The following is a 16,488-nucleotide window of genomic DNA, read 5'->3' as shown; positions in this document are numbered from 1 at the left end:
TAACTCTACTTCTCCTCACCTTCTGATTTTTTTGTTTCCCTCAGTAACTTGTCAGCGAAGTCAGGCTCATCCCTCATTCGGCGTAGTAAAGCAGGCATTTGCTTATACTTCTTGACCAAATCCTCAAAAACTTTTGTGTCATCAGGTGTAATTCGACCAGCAAGATGCCTTAGCTCTTCTTCATTCAAATTTAGGTGAAGGGCTAATTTATGAATCACATCCTCACTAGGAGGATACCCAGCATGATCGTTCTCTAGTTTGGATAGGTAGGTGTAATCCACACCTATCAATTTAGCCATTTCACGCTGACTGAGTTCCTTTTCCTTGCGAGCTGTACGAATAATATGGCCAAAAGTTCTACTCACTTCAGTGTTCCCAAAATTTCCTGAGCTATCTTGACAAAGTTGATTAAGTTGGTCAACATGGTCATTATGTGCAATAATCTCAGTATAACTCATCGCATAACCCGTGCGATCGCAAATTCTCAGTTTTTTTGAGCTTCAAATTATACCTACCTAGAACAGGAGTACTCAATTTTATGAAACAACAAGCTGCAACTTCTGAACAATTGTCCTTTTCTGTTGGTAGGCCTCTACCAGTTCTGCTTGAAGAAATTCAGAAATCAAGCCGCAATCCACAACTCATAAAGGCTGCGGAACAGATGCTAGAAGGCTTGCGTACCTTAGAAATGTCAACCGAGATTGGTGTATATACGGCAATCTACGAAATCCTAACCAAGTAAAACTTTTTTCTCTGCTAAATTCTGGGGTTTGACATCAATGAGCCAAAATTGGCTACCATTTGCCAGTTACAACTTATGGTTGCAGTACTCTCCACCCATAGGGAAAGAACACTTACACTGTGACATGAAACGAGGTTTTACAAAAGCGCGATCGCGAGAACCTGCGGTTGCAGCAATCTTGGCAAGTGATAGCACTCCTGTGCGAATTGGATTACTAGCACAAAAGGGAGTTTATGAGTTTCATGAAAACTCCCCGATGTTACATCAGGAAGACGCTGTAGAACAAATGATAGAGATTCTGGAATTGCGGAAAGAGTCAGATTTGGTTCAGCAGCGAGTACTTCAGATACTGACAAACTACCAGCAAAATCCAATTCTTGCTGAGAAGAAAATTATTCAACTTAGCCGAGGTGATGAGGGTTTTCCAGAACCAATTCTGATTAAGCAGGGTAATCAATCTTTTAACTTCTTTGCTGCGATTGACTGCATTTTTGCGGAAGAAGATGATACTTTGCACATTTTAGATTTCAAAACTGGCCACTCTGATTTTGATCGGCGACAAGGGTATATTTATTTACTAGCTGCTAGTTACCGATACCCCCAGCAAAAAGCAGTAGCATCTTTTTATAACTTAGAAAATGGTAACTGGTCAGAACCTATCAGCGCAACATCTAACACTCTTAAGGCTTTTCAAATAGAACTAGCTTTAATAGCTCAACGACATCAAGAAGATTTGAAACGCTACCGGAAAAATTCTGCTGATTTCAGTCAAATATTTCCCCAAAATCCGGGTGTAAGTTGTCGCTACTGCCCGTTTAACTCAATTTGTGAATTTACTATATCAGAGGTTTCTACATGACTGCTGGTGTGCTTCAATCCCCCTTAAAAACTAATATATCCCCAATATTTTTGGCAGAAATATTTTTACTAAATATTCCTCAACCTAACTTAATCTGCTTTCGACTGACTCCCAGAGTAGATACTGAAATAGGAAATCGTTTAAGTTGGCGGTTTAGTCAGAAATTTCCTGATATCATAGTCATTTTTGCAGATGGGAATTTTTGGGTTTTAGCTAAACCTGATCAACCAATGCCAAGTTTAGATGAATGGCGAAAAGCTTTAACAGAAATTCAAGAGGACTTGAAAAAAGATATTGGCGATCGCTATTATTCAATACAATGGGTAAGCCAACCACAGATATCTGCTGATATCCTTTCTGAACTAGCTATAAGAATATTAAAAATTAGACGACCATTTTCATATTTTACTATTCCATTTAACAAAATTGAAGTTAGGCGAGAAGCAAAATTTTGGGCAGAAGCAATTGAAATTAAAAATATTTCACACCCAGCTATTGCTATAACCATTCGCAGTTCTTTTGTATTCAAAGGAAAATTGTCTGATTTTTACGAGAATCATCCTTATAGACAAAATCCAAGAGATTTATTAATTGGTTTAAATGTTCGAGATATTGAAAAGAATAGTTCAGCTACTATTGTAGATATTGAAGGAACTATTGGTGAGCGTGAAGAAGAATTACTCAAGTATAAGCCTGCATCAATCAGTGAAATCGCTATTCGTGAAGCACCTAGAGATCAACCTGTTGTAGTTGTGCAATTTGGTAAGAACAAAAAACGGTATCTTTATGCAATGGCTGCTCTTATTCCCTGTATTACAGAGGATACTGCTAAACGATTTGATGTAAACTATGGTGATTTACTCAAAGAAGCTAAGATTCCTTATCAAGAGCGGCAAAATCGTTTGGCTTTCTACAAAGAAAAAGCTGCACTAGCTCTAAGTATTTATGGATTTGTGTTATCAGAAAACTGTATTAATAGTAGAAAGAGTGGCAATTGCTCTGAATTATTCTTGCCACTAAAATTTAAGCTAGAAGATACTCAACTTCTATTTGGAAAGGATAAATCTGGTCAAAATTTTATTAGTAGGAGAGGAGATGTTCTTAAAGGACTATCAAAAGCAGGTGTTTATCGTCGTCAATTTCAATATGAAGATAAATTGACAGAAATTCGTATTACTGCTTTAAAACTTTGTGATTTGAAAGTAGATCCTTTTATTCGGGAAGTTCAAAAACGTCTAGAAAGCTATGGATTTAAAAGTATAATTGTTCATAAAGTTGCTCTGTCAGTCAATAGATCAAGTGTGCCTGAAGATAGAGAAAAAGTTGAGGAAGCTGTTGATAAACTAATGGCGGTTCCTGAAGATAGAGAAAAAATGAAGGAAGCTGTTAATGAATTAATGGCTATTCCTACAGACATTGTTTTGACATTTCTTCCTCAAAGCGATCGCCATGCTGATAATAGTGATGATGGTAGCTTTTATTCATTTATTTCTTCACGTTTACTGCGGCGTGAAATTGCTAGCCAAGTAATTTATGAAGATACATTAAAAAATTCTAGCAATTATGGCAATATCCTTAACCAAGTAATTCCCGGAATTCTAGCAAAATTAGGAAATTTACCCTTTATTTTAGCTGAACCTTTAGAAATTGCTGATTATTTCATCGGCTTTGATGTTTCCCGAATTTCTAAAAAGAAAGGATTTGGAAGTAGAAATGTTTGTGCGAGTGTGCGTCTCTATGACAAGCGCGGGGAGTTTATTCGTTACCGACTGGAAGATGCTTTAACCGAGGGTGAAACAATTGATAAACGAACACTAGAGAGGTTTCTACCATCTGCTGAATTAAGACAAAAAACTGTATTAATTTACCGTGATGGACATTTTTGTGGTGATGAAATAAAGAATTTAAGAGAAAGAGCAAAAGTTATTGGTTCAAAGTTTATTTTGGTGGAGTGTGTAAAATCTCAGATTCCGCGACTATATAAATTTCAGCAGTCTGTAGTGACAGCACCAACTAAAGGGTTAGCTCTTCGCTTATCGCCCTATGAAGTAATTTTAGTCACTACTGAAGTTAAGTCTGAGAAAATGGGTTTACCTTATCCTCTGCGTTTAAAGGTTATTCTCGATCCTGAACATGAACAGCAAGTATCAATTGAAAGTTTAATAGAAGCTACACTTAAACTGACATTGCTCCATCACGGGGCGTTGAAAGAACCTCGCTTACCCGTCCCATTATACGGTTCTGACAAAATAGCTTATCGGCGGTTACAAGGAATTGCTCCAGGTACAGTAGAAGGCGATCGCCAGTTTTGGCTGTAGAAGCAACCTAAATGTTACAGGCATTTTGCGATCGCTCTGGGAAAATTGCTCATCAGTCAAGTCAATTTTCAATTTGAGTGTAGAAGGTAAAGTGGTTGTTGTGGCGTCCATAGGCTATTTTGAGCATCTTACTTTCTATTTTAGATGATGGAGAGCGCACTGTTAAGTTCATCAACTCCCATTTCTTGAGGATAGCGTTTGTTATGAAAGTAAATGTAATCTAATATGTAGCTAATCCTTCTGTCGATCAGCAAAGCACCCGAATTATCAGGATGTTTGTGGCAATCCTTATTCATTACTTAGGCAGATCAAAAAATTATTTCACTTTCCAAACATTAGAATCATTTTGCTATGCTCCAAAGACTATATATACACAACTTCAGATGCCTAGAAAACTTTGAACTGACCATAAAGGGGATGTCATCTGCTCTCTTAATTGGAAAAAACGGTTCAGGTAAATCAACTACTATTTCTGCATTAGAGGTACTTCAGTCTATTGGTCGAGGTATTAATAGAATGCGCGAACTTGAAAATCTTAAACTTATTAGCCCGAAGGATTTCGCTCGTGGAAGGTCTGATGTTCCGATCCGCTTTGAAATAGAAGTATTACTTGACAATAAATTATACAAATATGTCCTTGCTTTAGAGTTGCCAGCAAAATTTAAAGAACTTCGAGTTTTTGAAGAGCAACTGCTAGTTTCAGGAGATCCAATATACTCTCGAAAAGAAGCCAAAGTCACTCTTCACAACAGTTCGCAAAATCGTGAGGCTCAGTTTTTGGTGGATTGGCATCTTGTCGCCCTTCCAGTAATTCAGGAGCAATCAGAAACTGATCCACTTCGTATTTTCAAGACTTGGCTTGCTCACATGATTATTTTAGCCCCGATCCCAAGCTTGATGACAGGAGACTCTAACGGCGACACTTTGGAGCCAAAACGGGATGCTTCAAACTTCGGGGAGTGGTTTTCTGGGTTACTCAGTCGCTATCCTGCTGCGTACACACAGGTTGTCCAATATCTCCGTGAAGTTATGCCTGATATTAAGGATTTTCTTAATGAACTAATCGGCAAAGACTCCAAAAGCATGATTGTTCGCTTTCAAGAAAATAATGCGAATCTGAGTGTTGACTTTGAAGCCTTATCTGACGGTGAAAAATACTTTTTCCTTTGCTCGGTTGTGTTAGCTGCCAACGAATCATACGGCCCTCTTTTCTGCTTCTGGGATGAGCCTGACAACTATCTCGCAATATCAGAGGTTGGACATTTTCTAACATCACTGCGACGCTCATTTAGGAATGTTGGCCAAATTTTGGTGACATCTCATAATCCTGAAGCAATCCGAAAGTTCTCAAATGAAAATACCTTTGTACTGGATAGAAAAAGCCACTTAGAGCCAACTTTAATCAGATTGCTCAGTGATATGTCTGTTCAAGGTAATCTTGTAGATGCCTTGATTCGTGGCGATATAGAAATATGAGCATAAATAAGTATAGACCGCACATTCTTGTGTTGCCTGAAGACGATGCTAATCGCCAGATTGCGAACGAATTTATTGTAAACATCAATAGACTGAATAACCGCACTATTCAACTCCAACCAGAGGCTCGTGGTTGGCAAAATGTTGTGGAGACATTCACGAATGATTATGCCTCTACAATGAGACAATATCCACACAGAATGATTGCTTTACTGATTGATTTTGATGAGGATGAAGATAGATTGAGTTATGTAAAGCATCAGATTCCAGATGATTTAAAAAATAGAGTATTTGTTCTTGGAGTGTTCTCTGAACCAGAGAGGTTAAGGAAAGATATTAACAAGGGTTTTCAAAAGATCGGAGAAGCTCTTGCAAAAGATTGCTCTGATAACACGAATGAATTGTGGGGTCATGATCTTCTCAAACACAATAAAACCGAGTTAGATCGGATGATTTCATCTGTCAAACCATTTCTGTTTAATTAAAGTAGATATTAGGCACTTTATAAGTTGCCAATAAGACTGCTAAATTGCGCTTAAGGGGAATTTATCCAAGCAGTATGTTAGAGGGCGATCGCCAGTTTTGGCTGTAGAATTAACATCAATGCTACAGACATTATGCATCCAATCAAAACATGATTTTTTGCAGGAGCGATCGCAATGGAAACAACTTCTGGTTAAATGTTACAAATGCTCTATAGCTTGATACTTTAGAGGGTTGAAAAATCTAGATGCTTTGGTTGTCTCGATGGCTAGTGTTAGGAACTATATTTGTTAGCTTAACTTTTAGACACACTAAACCTTGAATATCTTGAAAATCTAGCTCTTGCTGGTTTTCACGCAGGAGCGGCTCAGAGGAATTGAAAAAAGTCATTGATAATCTATTATTATTGGTAGATGAAATAAATTATGACTCTATCCAAAGAGATATTGTTATTTAAATATTAACAAGTAAAGAATAGTTGAGATGCTCTTGAGCGAGAAAAGTTCTAGAAGTCAATACTACTTATTCCAATTTGGTATCATTGCAAGACTTTTAAAACTCCGCACCAACATTAAAACTATTTAACAATCTTTTACAATATTACCGATAGAATTGGTTGCTTTCAACAACGATCGCAAGACGAAGATACCAAAGAAGCCGTTATAAGTTTCTTTTGCTTAAGCGTGGTCGAGTGGCGATCGCTCCTTCACTCATCCACGCTGAAGCGGCAACTAATCTAGCCCTCTATTTACGTACTAGGTTGAGCAGTTCTTTAGGAGAAGCGAGTAAGTCAATCCCTACAAAGAAGATTTTGCCTTCGGGATTTAGCAAAAACCGCCATGCAATATTCATACCCACACTGGCACCGAACCAAGGGCTTTGAACTTTGCCTGTGACTTTAACTTGTGTATAGCCATCTTCCACTGGCTCAGAGACACCGCGCTCTGGGATCATCTTCAATCCCTGGCATTCTTCACGCATATAAACGCGGATTCCGTCCTGACCAACAATCGGTCTTTCAAAGGGAGGTTGCAAGGCACCTTCAGAGGTAAACAGAGCAACCGCAGCATCAAAGTCATTGGCATTCATGTTGTTGATATAGCCCAGCACCGTAGCGTTGTTGATGCCCTCAATCGTGACTTTAGTCCGAAATGCTAGTGCAGTGGGAGGAGCCACAGGCTCTGAGACTTTTTTATAACTGCCCGGAGCGTTCGGGTCAAATCCCATGCTGACTACGGTATTGCGTAGGATTGTGATTTGTTGACCGGAATCAGCATTGCGGATGGCTTGCAACACCTCGGCAGCCTTTGGAGAAAGCTTGTAGCCTTCTGGGATTGGAGCAACGATTCCCTGGGCCATCCATTCTCCTAACTGATACCAGAAGCCCAACTTGATGTTCACGGTGAAGGATGCATAGGAACGGCAGAAGGGAGTGTCAGCAGAGTTAGCCAAATCGTACATGACTTGCGTTTGAGCCTCAAAAGACATCTGCTTAATTTGTTCGAGTAAGCCTTGGGCGAGGATCATGTTGGCAGCTCCAGGAGCAGCAACCGTAATACTTTTACCCATCTCGGTATAGGCAAACCAGAGTAATGCTAGTTGATCTTCAGCATTGAGCTGAGAGAATGATTCGATAACAGTTGGAACAACGTCAGCAATTAGGGTGCCGGGAAAAATACTTTGAGCCGACTGGATGGTAAAAGGCATAGCAGAAATTCCCAAAAGAAAATTACAGTTCTATCGAATCTAAAAATCAAATGTGCAAATACGGAGGGTAAATGCGTTTAGCTGTTAACAAAGGCACTCAGCAGTCTTTGCGATTGCTTTACCAAAGAGCATAGCAATTATGTTGCCATTGAGTTTGGATACTCGGCAAAGCACATTGCAGGCTCAACTGCATAGTTATTTAGATCGCTTTAATCAACAGTGGTTTAACGCATTATATTGCTTTGTATCTTTATGTAAAGAAAGATATCAACTTTGTTACAAAGAAGCAATACTTCCTCAGTTATACATTAATAATTTCTGTTTATACAAAAAATAAGTTTTACTGAAGTCAAATTAAAGGCTTGCTTAGTACGGATTTTACTACCTTTATGTTTATGTCAAGTACTTGCAAAGAATATTTACAATAGTTTATATTGATTTACAGATAACAAAAATGAAGAGTAAAAGATGACAAATAGAGGCTTTACCATTAACGAGCGCGGTAAACTCAACAGATTTGCGATTGAACCCAAGGTTTATGTTGATCAAACCTCACGGACAGGCTTCACCGAATATGCCGAAAAACTCAATGGTCGTTTGGCAATGATTGGTTTTGTCTCACTCATCGCTTTGGAAGTTCTCACCGGACATGGTTTGATTGGATGGCTAACCAGCCTTTAGATAAGACACTTCAGATTTACAACTTTTCCTTACTTGACAAATAAAACAATTTAGAGAGAAACTATGAAAACTGATTTTGATTACCCCAAAAAAGATTTAATTGGGACTGTTGTTTTTAGACCTGATTTCAACAACTTTGAGATTATCAATGCAAATCAAGCCTGGTCATTGTTTTTCACAGTCGGTCAAGACGACAAGGGGCTAGGACAAGAAATTGAATTCGGTAAATTTTTCACTAACCTTTTAATTGCCATTGGAGCAACTGGAATTCTTTGGGCGATTTACTTCAGCCAATTGGGATGAGCAAGTTTGTTCATTTCTAGTGTGTAGTAACCTAAACTGAGGTCTTGGATTTGGATACCAGGACTTTTTTTCAATTTTCAATAGGTCTAAAAAACTCTGTTTAGGCGTAGGTTGGGTTGAGGGACGAAACCCAACATTTTCTGGACTTTGTTGGGTTTCACTACGTTCAACCCAACCTACAATTATCTTTAATCAAGTGTATTGAATTATAGGCGAAAGTAACTATACAACAGGCATTGATAACCATATTAGACCTACCTTTAAAGAGTGCTGAGTTAAAAGGTAGGAGTTAATTTTGAATTTTGAATTTTAAACGTATCCCGGCAGTCCGTAATTCAACGCAAACAACGAATCGCCTCTAATAGTCCTCTAGCTTTATTCAGCGTCTCTTCGTATTCTTTCTCTGGCTCAGAATCAGCCACCAAACCTGCGCCGGCTTGCACACTCACCGTATTATCATGCACTACCATTGTGCGAATTGCGATCGCAGTATTTAATTGTCCTTCAAAATCGTAATATCCATACACACCGGAATAAACACCCCGACGACTAGACTCTAACTCGTGGATAATTTCCATCGCCTTAATTTTGGGTGCGCCGCTTACCGTACCGGCTGGGAAGCAAGCTTTCAGTAAATCCCATGCGGTTTTACCAAATGCTAATTTACCCACAACATTGCTGACAATGTGCATCACATGAGAGTAGCGCTCAACTACCATTAATTCATCAACTTTGACACTACCACTTTGACAAACACGCCCCAAATCATTCCGCCCTAAATCCACAAGCATTACATGTTCGGCAATTTCCTTGGGGTCTTGGAGTAAATCCTGAGCGAAGGCTGCATCTTCCTGGGTGGTTTTACCTCGTGGACGTGTCCCAGCAATGGGGCGTACTGTTGCTATCACGCCACCATCTGGAGCAGTTTCGGCTTTCACCATCACTTCCGGACTGGAACCGATGATTTGCCAATCTTGGAAGTTAAAGTAAGCCATGTAAGGCGAGGGATTTATCTGACGTAGGGAGCGGTAAAGGGCAAATGGATCGCCTGTGTATGTTGTCGATAGTCGCTGGGAAATTACTACTTGGAAAATATCGCCTGCTTTGATGTAGTCTTTTGCCTTTTGGACGCTGGCGCAAAAATCAGGGCGGGTAAAATTACTGTTGTACTCCTCTGCTCCCTTGCTCCCTTGCTCCTCTGCTCCCCTGCTCCCTGGCGGTTTCCATTCCAATCGAGTTTTTTCTGGCGATAGGGGTAGAGATAGCTTTTCGAGCATTTGGGTGACGCGATCGCCAGCTTGTTGATATGCTGCGTATAAATCTACATTGGGGTCACGTAAATCAGCATAAGCGATCGCCCAAATTTTCCGCTTCACCTGGTCAAAAATCAACAGATGGTCTACCTGCATCCATAAGCCATCAGGGATATTTCGCTCATCTGGTGGATAGATTGGCACGCGCGGCTCAATCCAGTGAATCAATTCATAGCCCCAAAACCCAAACAAACCGCCAATTCCTGGCGGTAGCTGTGGTAGCTTGACTGGGTGATAAGGTGCTAAACATTCGGCTAAAGCTGTAAAAGGGTCGCCTGCAAAAACGACCTTTGAACCGTCACGGTTTAACTGGGTCGTGCGATCGCCCCTTGCTTCCAAAACCCAAACCGGATCGCAGCCCACTAAACTATAGCGTCCCAGCTTTTCCCCACCTTCTATCGATTCCAACAAAAAGCTATAAGGCTGACCTGCACAGACTTTATACCAAGCAGATACGGGCGTATCTAAGTCCGCGACCCATTCTTGATATACCGGGACGAAGTTGCCTTGTAGAGCTAGCTGAGAAAATTCGGAGAAATCGGGGAATACCATAAATAGCTTAGGGATTAGGGATTAGGGATTAGGGATTAGGGATTGGGGATTAGGGATTGGGTATCAGAAAGGATTTCCCAGTCCCCAGTTTCCAGTCCCCAGCCCCCAGTCCCTAGTCCCTATACGTCGTGGGTAGCTTTACCACTGAACTTGAGTTGTGATTGATTGGGGTTTTGCCCAATACCGCGTGGGATATAACCAACTTTTCCACGACCTTCATTCACCTTCTCAGGGAAGACACCATCGGCTGGGTGAAGTAAGGTGGTTTCTCCGTTGGGTAGAATCCGGTAAACTTTGTAATCTGTGATTTTGAGTTTCCGGAGTTGCTGACCGCCCAAAGCGATGCCATATTCTTTACGAGCTATATACAGCAGGTTTTCACCTTTCCGCATAGTAGCAGCACCACCTGTAGGCAATTCAAATACTTGCTCTTTCGGGCTAGTCCAAGTGATCGCGTACTTTTCTTCCACTTCTGCTTTTCTGAGCAAGCCACCAGTGCTGCCAGCAAATAGCGGGGTTTGTCCAGAGAGTGTTTTTGCCATAAAGATGATTCTCTCAACGTTTTTAGGGAATCCTAACACCGCAACCAGGATCATATTGCGATCGCGTTATAGACTGTAACAGTTTTTAGTCATTTGTTCTTTGTTCTTTGTCATTTGTTAAAAACTAGTACCCAATGCCCCATGCCCAATACCTATTTACTCTTGACTTTTGTCCGCTTTTCCTCTTGGCTATTCTGAACAATCGGGATGGTGAAGTGAAACTGACTACCCTGGTCTTTGCCAGTTGACTCTGCCCAAATTTCCCCACCCCAGCCATTAACAATTTGACGGCAAATTGCTAAACCAAGTCCAGTCCCGCCAGTGGTGCGGCGCAGCGCTCCCTCTTCTTGATAGAAGCGGTCAAAAACTACTTCTAAACGATTTGGTTCAATGCCGCGTCCAGTGTCAGCTACAGTCACCTCGACCATTTGATGGCTGTTGTGAATCGCTTTAATGGTGATTTCTCCTTCAGGGGGTGTAAATTTACAAGCATTATCCATGAGTTTTGCCAATACCTCTACTAGCCAATCACCGTCAGCTCTTACCAGAGGTAGGTTTTCGGCAATTTGAGTTTTTACTTGGGGCGGCTTGTCCGTTGAGGAACGCGTGCGATTGCGGCTGAGTGATAAATCTATACACTCTTGTAAGGTGAGGGATTCTGGATGCCATTCCACCCGGCCGCTTTCCAAGTTGGAAAGTGTGAGGAAATCTTGTACCAGTTTTCGCATCCGCTCTGAGTCGGAAAGAGCAGTATTGAGCATAATCTGCTGCAACTCCAAGGGCATATCCGGCTCACTGGCGAGACTTTCTAGACACACTTGAATTGTGGATAGGGGGGTACGCAGTTCATGTCCGGTAATGGCTATGAGGTTGCTACGGGTGCGGTCTAGGGCTTCTAGCTGCTGGTTAAGTTCTTCTAGGTTGGCGTAAGCTTCCGCTTGGATGAGAGCTGCTCCCACTTGGGTAGCGATCGCTTCTACCAGATCCAACTCCCCAGGTTGGCACTCGTGCGGTGGCATCCGGCAATAGTGTAACTCCACAATGCCCAATAATCGCCCCTGATAAAATACTGGTTCCATTAGCCAAGAACGAATAGCAAACTTTTTGGCAATCAACGAAAGTCCTGGCGAATTGTTAACACGAGGGTCATTCAGCGTATCGCTAATACAAACCCCTTCGCCTTGTTCCACTGTGTCCCGAAAGAGGGAATTTTTCTCTAACTCCCAAGTTTGCCCACGAACCGATAAAATACCGGGATTCAAAAATTCGTGTTCAATTATGGCTTGCCTATCTGTGGCTTGAGCGCGGTAAATTAGACAGCGACAAGCTTCTAGGTGTTGTCCTAATTCTTGTGCCGCCACTTGGAGAACTTCGTGAGGATCGAGCGATCGCCGAATGGCAGTGCTAATCGAGTTGACTAATCGTTCTTTTCGTGCTTGGGCAGCAATGGAACGGTAGGCTTTGTGCAATTTGTACTGGCTAGCTTGCAAATAAGTTACTAAGCGCTGCACAAAGGGATCTGTATCGATGTCACAAGCATATTCGTTGAAGTGTTCTGCTCCAGAATGGCTTCGCGGCTGTCCGATGCCAAACCTCTGATGTGCCTCCTCAATTTTACTTGCCAGTTCGGGTCTGTAAACCAAAATCCTGTCTAACAGCAATTCGGCTGCTTTGAGGCTAACTCCCCTTTCCGATGTCCAAATTCCCTCAAATCTTCGCGCTGTGTCTATATCCAGATTAGGGCTTAGTTCCGGTAGTTCCTTGTTTTTAGCATTTTTGGCAATAGAACCAAGGCTTTCTCGGCAAACCAGACAAGTCGCATAATTGTCAGCAATCACTACCAAATGCCACTCCTGACTTAAGCCATCTTTTGGCTCAAAAGCGATCTTTTCGTAGTGTTCCGAACTGTTGGTGAAATCCGTTTCTGGAGCCGATAATACGTATATTTGATTACTTCGCAAAGCAAGTCGTTGATAGCGATGAGCTTCTTGGCGGTAGAATCGCTCTCGCTGGAAACTAGCAATGACAAGGGGTTGGGCTAAAGTCGCAGCCAAAACTTGATCTTCCATTGCGTGGGAGAGCGCCGTTAGTGAAGCCTTGAAATATAGCTGGGGCCGCAAGTAGGGTAGGGACTTTAGCAGATCACTCAGCACAAAAGTCGAAATGCTCATGAATTATTGTTAAACGCTCAACCTCGATAAGATCCACTTCACAGCTGCATTGTACAAATTCCAAGGGACTCTCAAGTTAAACAGACGGTTGCAATATGTAAAGAACGCTAAAAAGCCCTTTTCGCCAAAGCAGGCGTAACACTTTGTTACTAATTAGGAGAAGTGCGTACAACTTGATTTGTTGATTGACAACCTACTACGCCCAATATACATTCTCGACCAACTTATGCTTTTGCTTACACAGGTAAAATCTTTCAGCACTAAGTAATAAAACACTAATTATTGTATGGTTTAAACTGTTGTGTTCATTAATAACTACTGATCATTGATTGATGGTCCACGCGACGCCGATAGCGTACCCCTACGGGGAAGCAAGCTACGCGCAGCGTCTCGTAGAGAGCGTCACAGATCGTCGGAGATATCGCCTACTTTGCCTAAGTTGATTTATATTCACTAAATAAATTTTCTTACCCAAAAATCATCACTGCTACATTCACATAATTTAATCCCTAATTAGTGATTAAAATTAATCAATTAATTAATTATCATAAATTTGTCTAATCAAATACCAAAGATATTTAAGACAAAATCATATAATAGTAGGGAACAAATGCTCTCTATACCCAACAAAAACTGTGAATTTCGCATTTTTGCTGAGTATACTATATGTCTTGTCTCTTGAAAAAGTTCAATGACTAATGAATTATCTCAAAATCCTCAGTTTTCAGTCTTGACTTTAGACTTATAAAATATAAATTTATATTTATCAATATCTGCTTATATGGATTTGAGCGCTGCTATTCTGTCAGCAGTATGTAAGGATTATTTTGGCTCTAATGGCTCAAACGAGTTTTAGAGAGCATCTTTTTTCCGAAAGTTGTGAGGGTCAGCAACCTCTACTCGGAAGACCACAAAAATATAGACCTGTACACGGAACTTTGGCTAATGACACCGGATACGCTAATGACCCCGGAAAAAATTTTCCTGGATGGAAAAACTTTTATTCCTGCCGAACAATTACCTATCCCGGAGTGGCCTTGTGTTGTGAGTGAAAGACCACAACCGACACTGACGGTTAAAGATGATGATTTATTTTTTGTGACAGATACTATCGGGAATATTTCTGGCTGTTCCCTCAACGATGGCAATCCCAGCATGGGACTGTTTTGTTGTGATACGAGATTTCTCAATCGCTTGGAGTTGCAAATTGAAGGGCGATCGCCTGTACTGCTCAGTAGTACTGCCGAAAAAGGGTTTTCACTCTCAGCTTTGTGTACCAACCCCAGAATCGACGAACGCCTAAGAGCTGAAACTGTGGGAATTCGCCGAGAAATAGTTCTCAATGGCGCACTATTTGAAGAAATGGAGGTATCTAACTACAGCACAACAACTGTCAATTTTGAACTAAGCATCAGCTTCGATGCAGATTTTGTTGATTTATTTGAAGTCCGGGGTTATGACAGAGAAAAACGAGGTCGGCTTTTACGGCTAGTGGAACTGACGGCTGAGGAAGGAACATTTTCTCAGGTCGATGGCGTTTCGCCTGTACCCAAAGAGCCATCCGCATCTAGGGAAGAATCCTTGACACTCGCCTATCAAGGTCTGGATGGCTCCGTGATGGAATCCCGTATTCTATTTCAGCATCGGCAACCAGACTATTTCAAGGGTTACACTGCGGTTTGGCAGCTAGAGTTGGCTTCTCACGAAACTCAAAAGCTGGGCTACCGAGTAAATATGTTGAAAAACAACCAGTCCAGTTCAACCGTGAGCGCCGCCATTACCTTAGGACAGGCGAAAGCTGCTGAGTTGATGGAGGAGCAAAACTGGGTACAACAAATTACACGCATTAGCTCAGATAAGAGTACCTTCAATCGAGTGATTGAGCGGGCTGAACAAGATATGTATTTGTTGCGCCAATCTTTTGGTAAGTATAAGACTGTTTCCGCCGGAGTGCCGTGGTTTTCGACACTATTTGGGCGAGATTCGCTGATTACAGCTTCTCAAACCCTGATGTTAAACTCGCAAATCGCCAAGGAAACTCTGATATTACTTGCGACATACCAAGGTAAAATCGACGACGAATGGCGCGAAGAAGAACCGGGTAAGATTTTGCACGAGTTACGTTTGGGAGAAATGGCTCGTTGTCAAGAAATTCCCCATACACCTTACTACGGTACAGTTGATGCCACTCCCTTATGGCTGATGCTCTATGCCGAACATTATGCTTGGACTCACGATCAAGAACTTCTAGAGCAACTTTGGCCGAATGCTCTAGCAGCAATGGACTGGATCGATCGCAATACCAAACAAACCAGCTACCTTAGTTACTTCCGTAAATCCAAACGCGGTCTTGTTAACCAAGGTTGGAAAGACTCTGGCGACTGTATCGTAGACCACAAGGGAGAATTAGCCAACGGCCCAATTGCCCTCTGTGAGGTGCAAGCTTACGTCTATGCTGCCAAAATGCGCCTAGCAGAAATAGCTAGGATGAAGAAGCGGCTTGATTTGGCAGATCGTTGGCAAGAAGAAGCTAGAAGTCTTAAGGTTCGTTTTAATCGAGATTTTTGGGTGGAAGACCAAGATTTCTGTGGTTTAGCTTTGGATGGAGATGGTAAGCCAGTAGACAGTATTACCTCAAATCCTGGTCATTGTCTACATTTGGGCCTCTTCACACCCGAAAGAGCCTATAGCGTAGCAGAACGGTTGCGGGCACCAGATATGTTTAATGGTTGGGGTATTCGGACTCTGAGTAGTTTGTCACCCGCTTATAATCCAATGGGTTATCACACTGGTTCGGTTTGGCCCCATGATAACGCTCTGATTGCAATGGGATTGCGATCGCTCGGTCTGATCGATCAAGCCTTGGAAATATTCCAAGGTTTATTCGACATGACTAATCGGCAGCCTTACCAACGTCCTCCAGAACTTTTCTGCGGCTACGAACGGAACGGTGATAATGCTCCTGTACAGTATCCAGTTGCCTGCACTCCCCAAGCTTGGGCTACTGGTAGTATTTTCCAACTACTGCAAATGATGGTCAACTTAGTACCTGATGCTCAAAATAACTGTTTGCGAATAATCGACCCCGCTTTGCCAGAATCGATTAATCGCTTGTCTTTCCATAATTTGCGAGTCGGCCCCACCATCCTCGATTTGGAATTCGAGCGTTCTGGTACTACCACTGCTTGTCGCGTTGCTAAAAAACGGGGTAATTTGCGAGTAGTTATCGAAGCTTAGGAAGGGAGTAGGGAGTAGGGAGTAGGGAGTAGGGAGTAGGGAGTAGGGAGTAGGGAGTAGGGAGTAGGGAGTAGGGAGTAGGGAGTAGGGAGTAGGGAGTAGGG

Annotated in this window: 16 protein-coding genes; 8 read left to right on the top strand and 8 right to left on the bottom strand. The window is 41.8% G+C overall.

Going from position 1 to position 16,488, the window contains the following annotated elements; all coding sequences use genetic code 11:
• Positions 1-5 precede the first annotated feature (5 nt).
• Positions 6-458, bottom strand: coding sequence for a helix-turn-helix domain-containing protein (locus tag V7K30_RS04405; RefSeq protein ID WP_334997489.1), 453 nt, complete (start codon positions 456-458; stop codon positions 6-8).
• Positions 459-538: 80 nt separating this feature from the next.
• Between V7K30_RS04405 and V7K30_RS04400 the strand changes: the two genes are divergently transcribed.
• From V7K30_RS04400 to V7K30_RS04390, 3 genes are read left to right on the top strand one after another with little or no spacing between them, the layout of a single operon-like run.
• Positions 539-742, top strand: a complete 204-nt coding sequence (locus tag V7K30_RS04400; protein WP_334997487.1) for a hypothetical protein — start codon at positions 539-541, stop codon at positions 740-742.
• Positions 743-779: 37 nt separating this feature from the next.
• Positions 780-1,601, top strand: a complete 822-nt coding sequence (locus V7K30_RS04395; RefSeq protein ID WP_334997485.1) for a PD-(D/E)XK nuclease family protein — start codon at positions 780-782, stop codon at positions 1,599-1,601.
• The gene (locus V7K30_RS04390; RefSeq protein WP_334997483.1) at positions 1,598-3,919 is read left to right on the top strand and encodes a Piwi domain-containing protein; all 2,322 of its coding nucleotides are present in this window, start codon (positions 1,598-1,600) and stop codon (positions 3,917-3,919) included. Before V7K30_RS04395 ends, V7K30_RS04390 begins: the two co-directional genes overlap by 4 nt.
• Here the strand turns inward: V7K30_RS04390 and V7K30_RS04385 are convergent.
• Together V7K30_RS04385 and V7K30_RS04380 are read right to left on the bottom strand one after the other, a co-directional pair.
• Complete coding sequence (locus tag V7K30_RS04385; RefSeq protein WP_334997480.1) at positions 3,866-4,030, bottom strand: hypothetical protein; 165 nt, start codon at positions 4,028-4,030, stop codon at positions 3,866-3,868. The genes V7K30_RS04390 and V7K30_RS04385 overlap by 54 nt on opposite strands.
• A gap of 29 nt (positions 4,031-4,059) precedes the next feature.
• The gene (locus tag V7K30_RS04380; RefSeq protein ID WP_334997478.1) at positions 4,060-4,215 is read right to left on the bottom strand and encodes a hypothetical protein; all 156 of its coding nucleotides are present in this window, start codon (positions 4,213-4,215) and stop codon (positions 4,060-4,062) included.
• 55 nt (positions 4,216-4,270) lie between these two features.
• Here V7K30_RS04380 and V7K30_RS04375 point away from each other — a divergent pair, with 55 nt between their 5' ends.
• Positions 4,271-5,395: an AAA family ATPase gene (locus V7K30_RS04375; protein WP_334997476.1), complete on the top strand. Its 1,125-nt coding sequence runs from the start codon at positions 4,271-4,273 to the stop codon at positions 5,393-5,395.
• 29 nt (positions 5,396-5,424) lie between these two features.
• Positions 5,425-5,880: a hypothetical protein gene (locus V7K30_RS04370; protein ID WP_334997474.1), complete on the top strand. Its 456-nt coding sequence runs from the start codon at positions 5,425-5,427 to the stop codon at positions 5,878-5,880.
• Between the two features lie 241 nt (positions 5,881-6,121).
• Here the strand turns inward: V7K30_RS04370 and V7K30_RS04365 are convergent, their stop codons facing one another.
• Entirely contained in the window at positions 6,122-6,268 is a 147-nt protein-coding gene (locus V7K30_RS04365) for a hypothetical protein (protein WP_334997472.1), read from the bottom strand.
• 354 nt (positions 6,269-6,622) lie between these two features.
• Entirely contained in the window at positions 6,623-7,585 is a 963-nt protein-coding gene (locus V7K30_RS04360; protein WP_334997470.1) for an orange carotenoid protein N-terminal domain-containing protein, read from the bottom strand.
• A gap of 468 nt (positions 7,586-8,053) precedes the next feature.
• Here V7K30_RS04360 and V7K30_RS04355 point away from each other — a divergent pair, with 468 nt between their 5' ends.
• Together V7K30_RS04355 and V7K30_RS04350 are read left to right on the top strand one after the other, a co-directional pair.
• On the top strand, positions 8,054-8,266 hold the full coding sequence (locus V7K30_RS04355) for a high light inducible protein (protein ID WP_334997468.1): 213 nt from the start codon (positions 8,054-8,056) through the stop codon (positions 8,264-8,266).
• Positions 8,267-8,329: 63 nt separating this feature from the next.
• On the top strand, positions 8,330-8,569 hold the full coding sequence (locus tag V7K30_RS04350; RefSeq protein ID WP_334997466.1) for a hypothetical protein: 240 nt from the start codon (positions 8,330-8,332) through the stop codon (positions 8,567-8,569).
• A gap of 335 nt (positions 8,570-8,904) precedes the next feature.
• On the opposite strand, the gene trpE is transcribed toward V7K30_RS04350, so the two are convergent.
• The 3 genes from trpE to V7K30_RS04335 all read right to left on the bottom strand — a co-directional run bounded on the left by trpE (position 8,905) and on the right by V7K30_RS04335 (position 13,147).
• Positions 8,905-10,434, bottom strand: a complete 1,530-nt coding sequence (trpE, locus tag V7K30_RS04345; protein WP_334997464.1) for an anthranilate synthase component I — start codon at positions 10,432-10,434, stop codon at positions 8,905-8,907.
• A gap of 119 nt (positions 10,435-10,553) precedes the next feature.
• The gene (locus tag V7K30_RS04340) at positions 10,554-10,976 is read right to left on the bottom strand and encodes a photosystem I reaction center subunit II PsaD (protein WP_334997462.1); all 423 of its coding nucleotides are present in this window, start codon (positions 10,974-10,976) and stop codon (positions 10,554-10,556) included.
• 152 nt (positions 10,977-11,128) lie between these two features.
• Positions 11,129-13,147, bottom strand: a complete 2,019-nt coding sequence (locus V7K30_RS04335; protein ID WP_334997460.1) for a DICT sensory domain-containing protein — start codon at positions 13,145-13,147, stop codon at positions 11,129-11,131.
• Positions 13,148-14,092: 945 nt separating this feature from the next.
• Here V7K30_RS04335 and V7K30_RS04330 point away from each other — a divergent pair.
• Complete coding sequence (locus tag V7K30_RS04330) at positions 14,093-16,384, top strand: amylo-alpha-1,6-glucosidase (protein ID WP_334997458.1); 2,292 nt, start codon at positions 14,093-14,095, stop codon at positions 16,382-16,384.
• Positions 16,385-16,488: the final 104 nt, after the last annotated feature.

Source organism: Nostoc sp. (assembly GCF_036917655.1).
In the GTDB taxonomy this organism is placed as follows: domain Bacteria; phylum Cyanobacteriota; class Cyanobacteriia; order Cyanobacteriales; family Nostocaceae; genus Nostoc.
The sequence above is the reverse complement of the archived record's forward strand: the minus strand, read 5'-3'. Positions and strand labels throughout refer to the sequence as shown.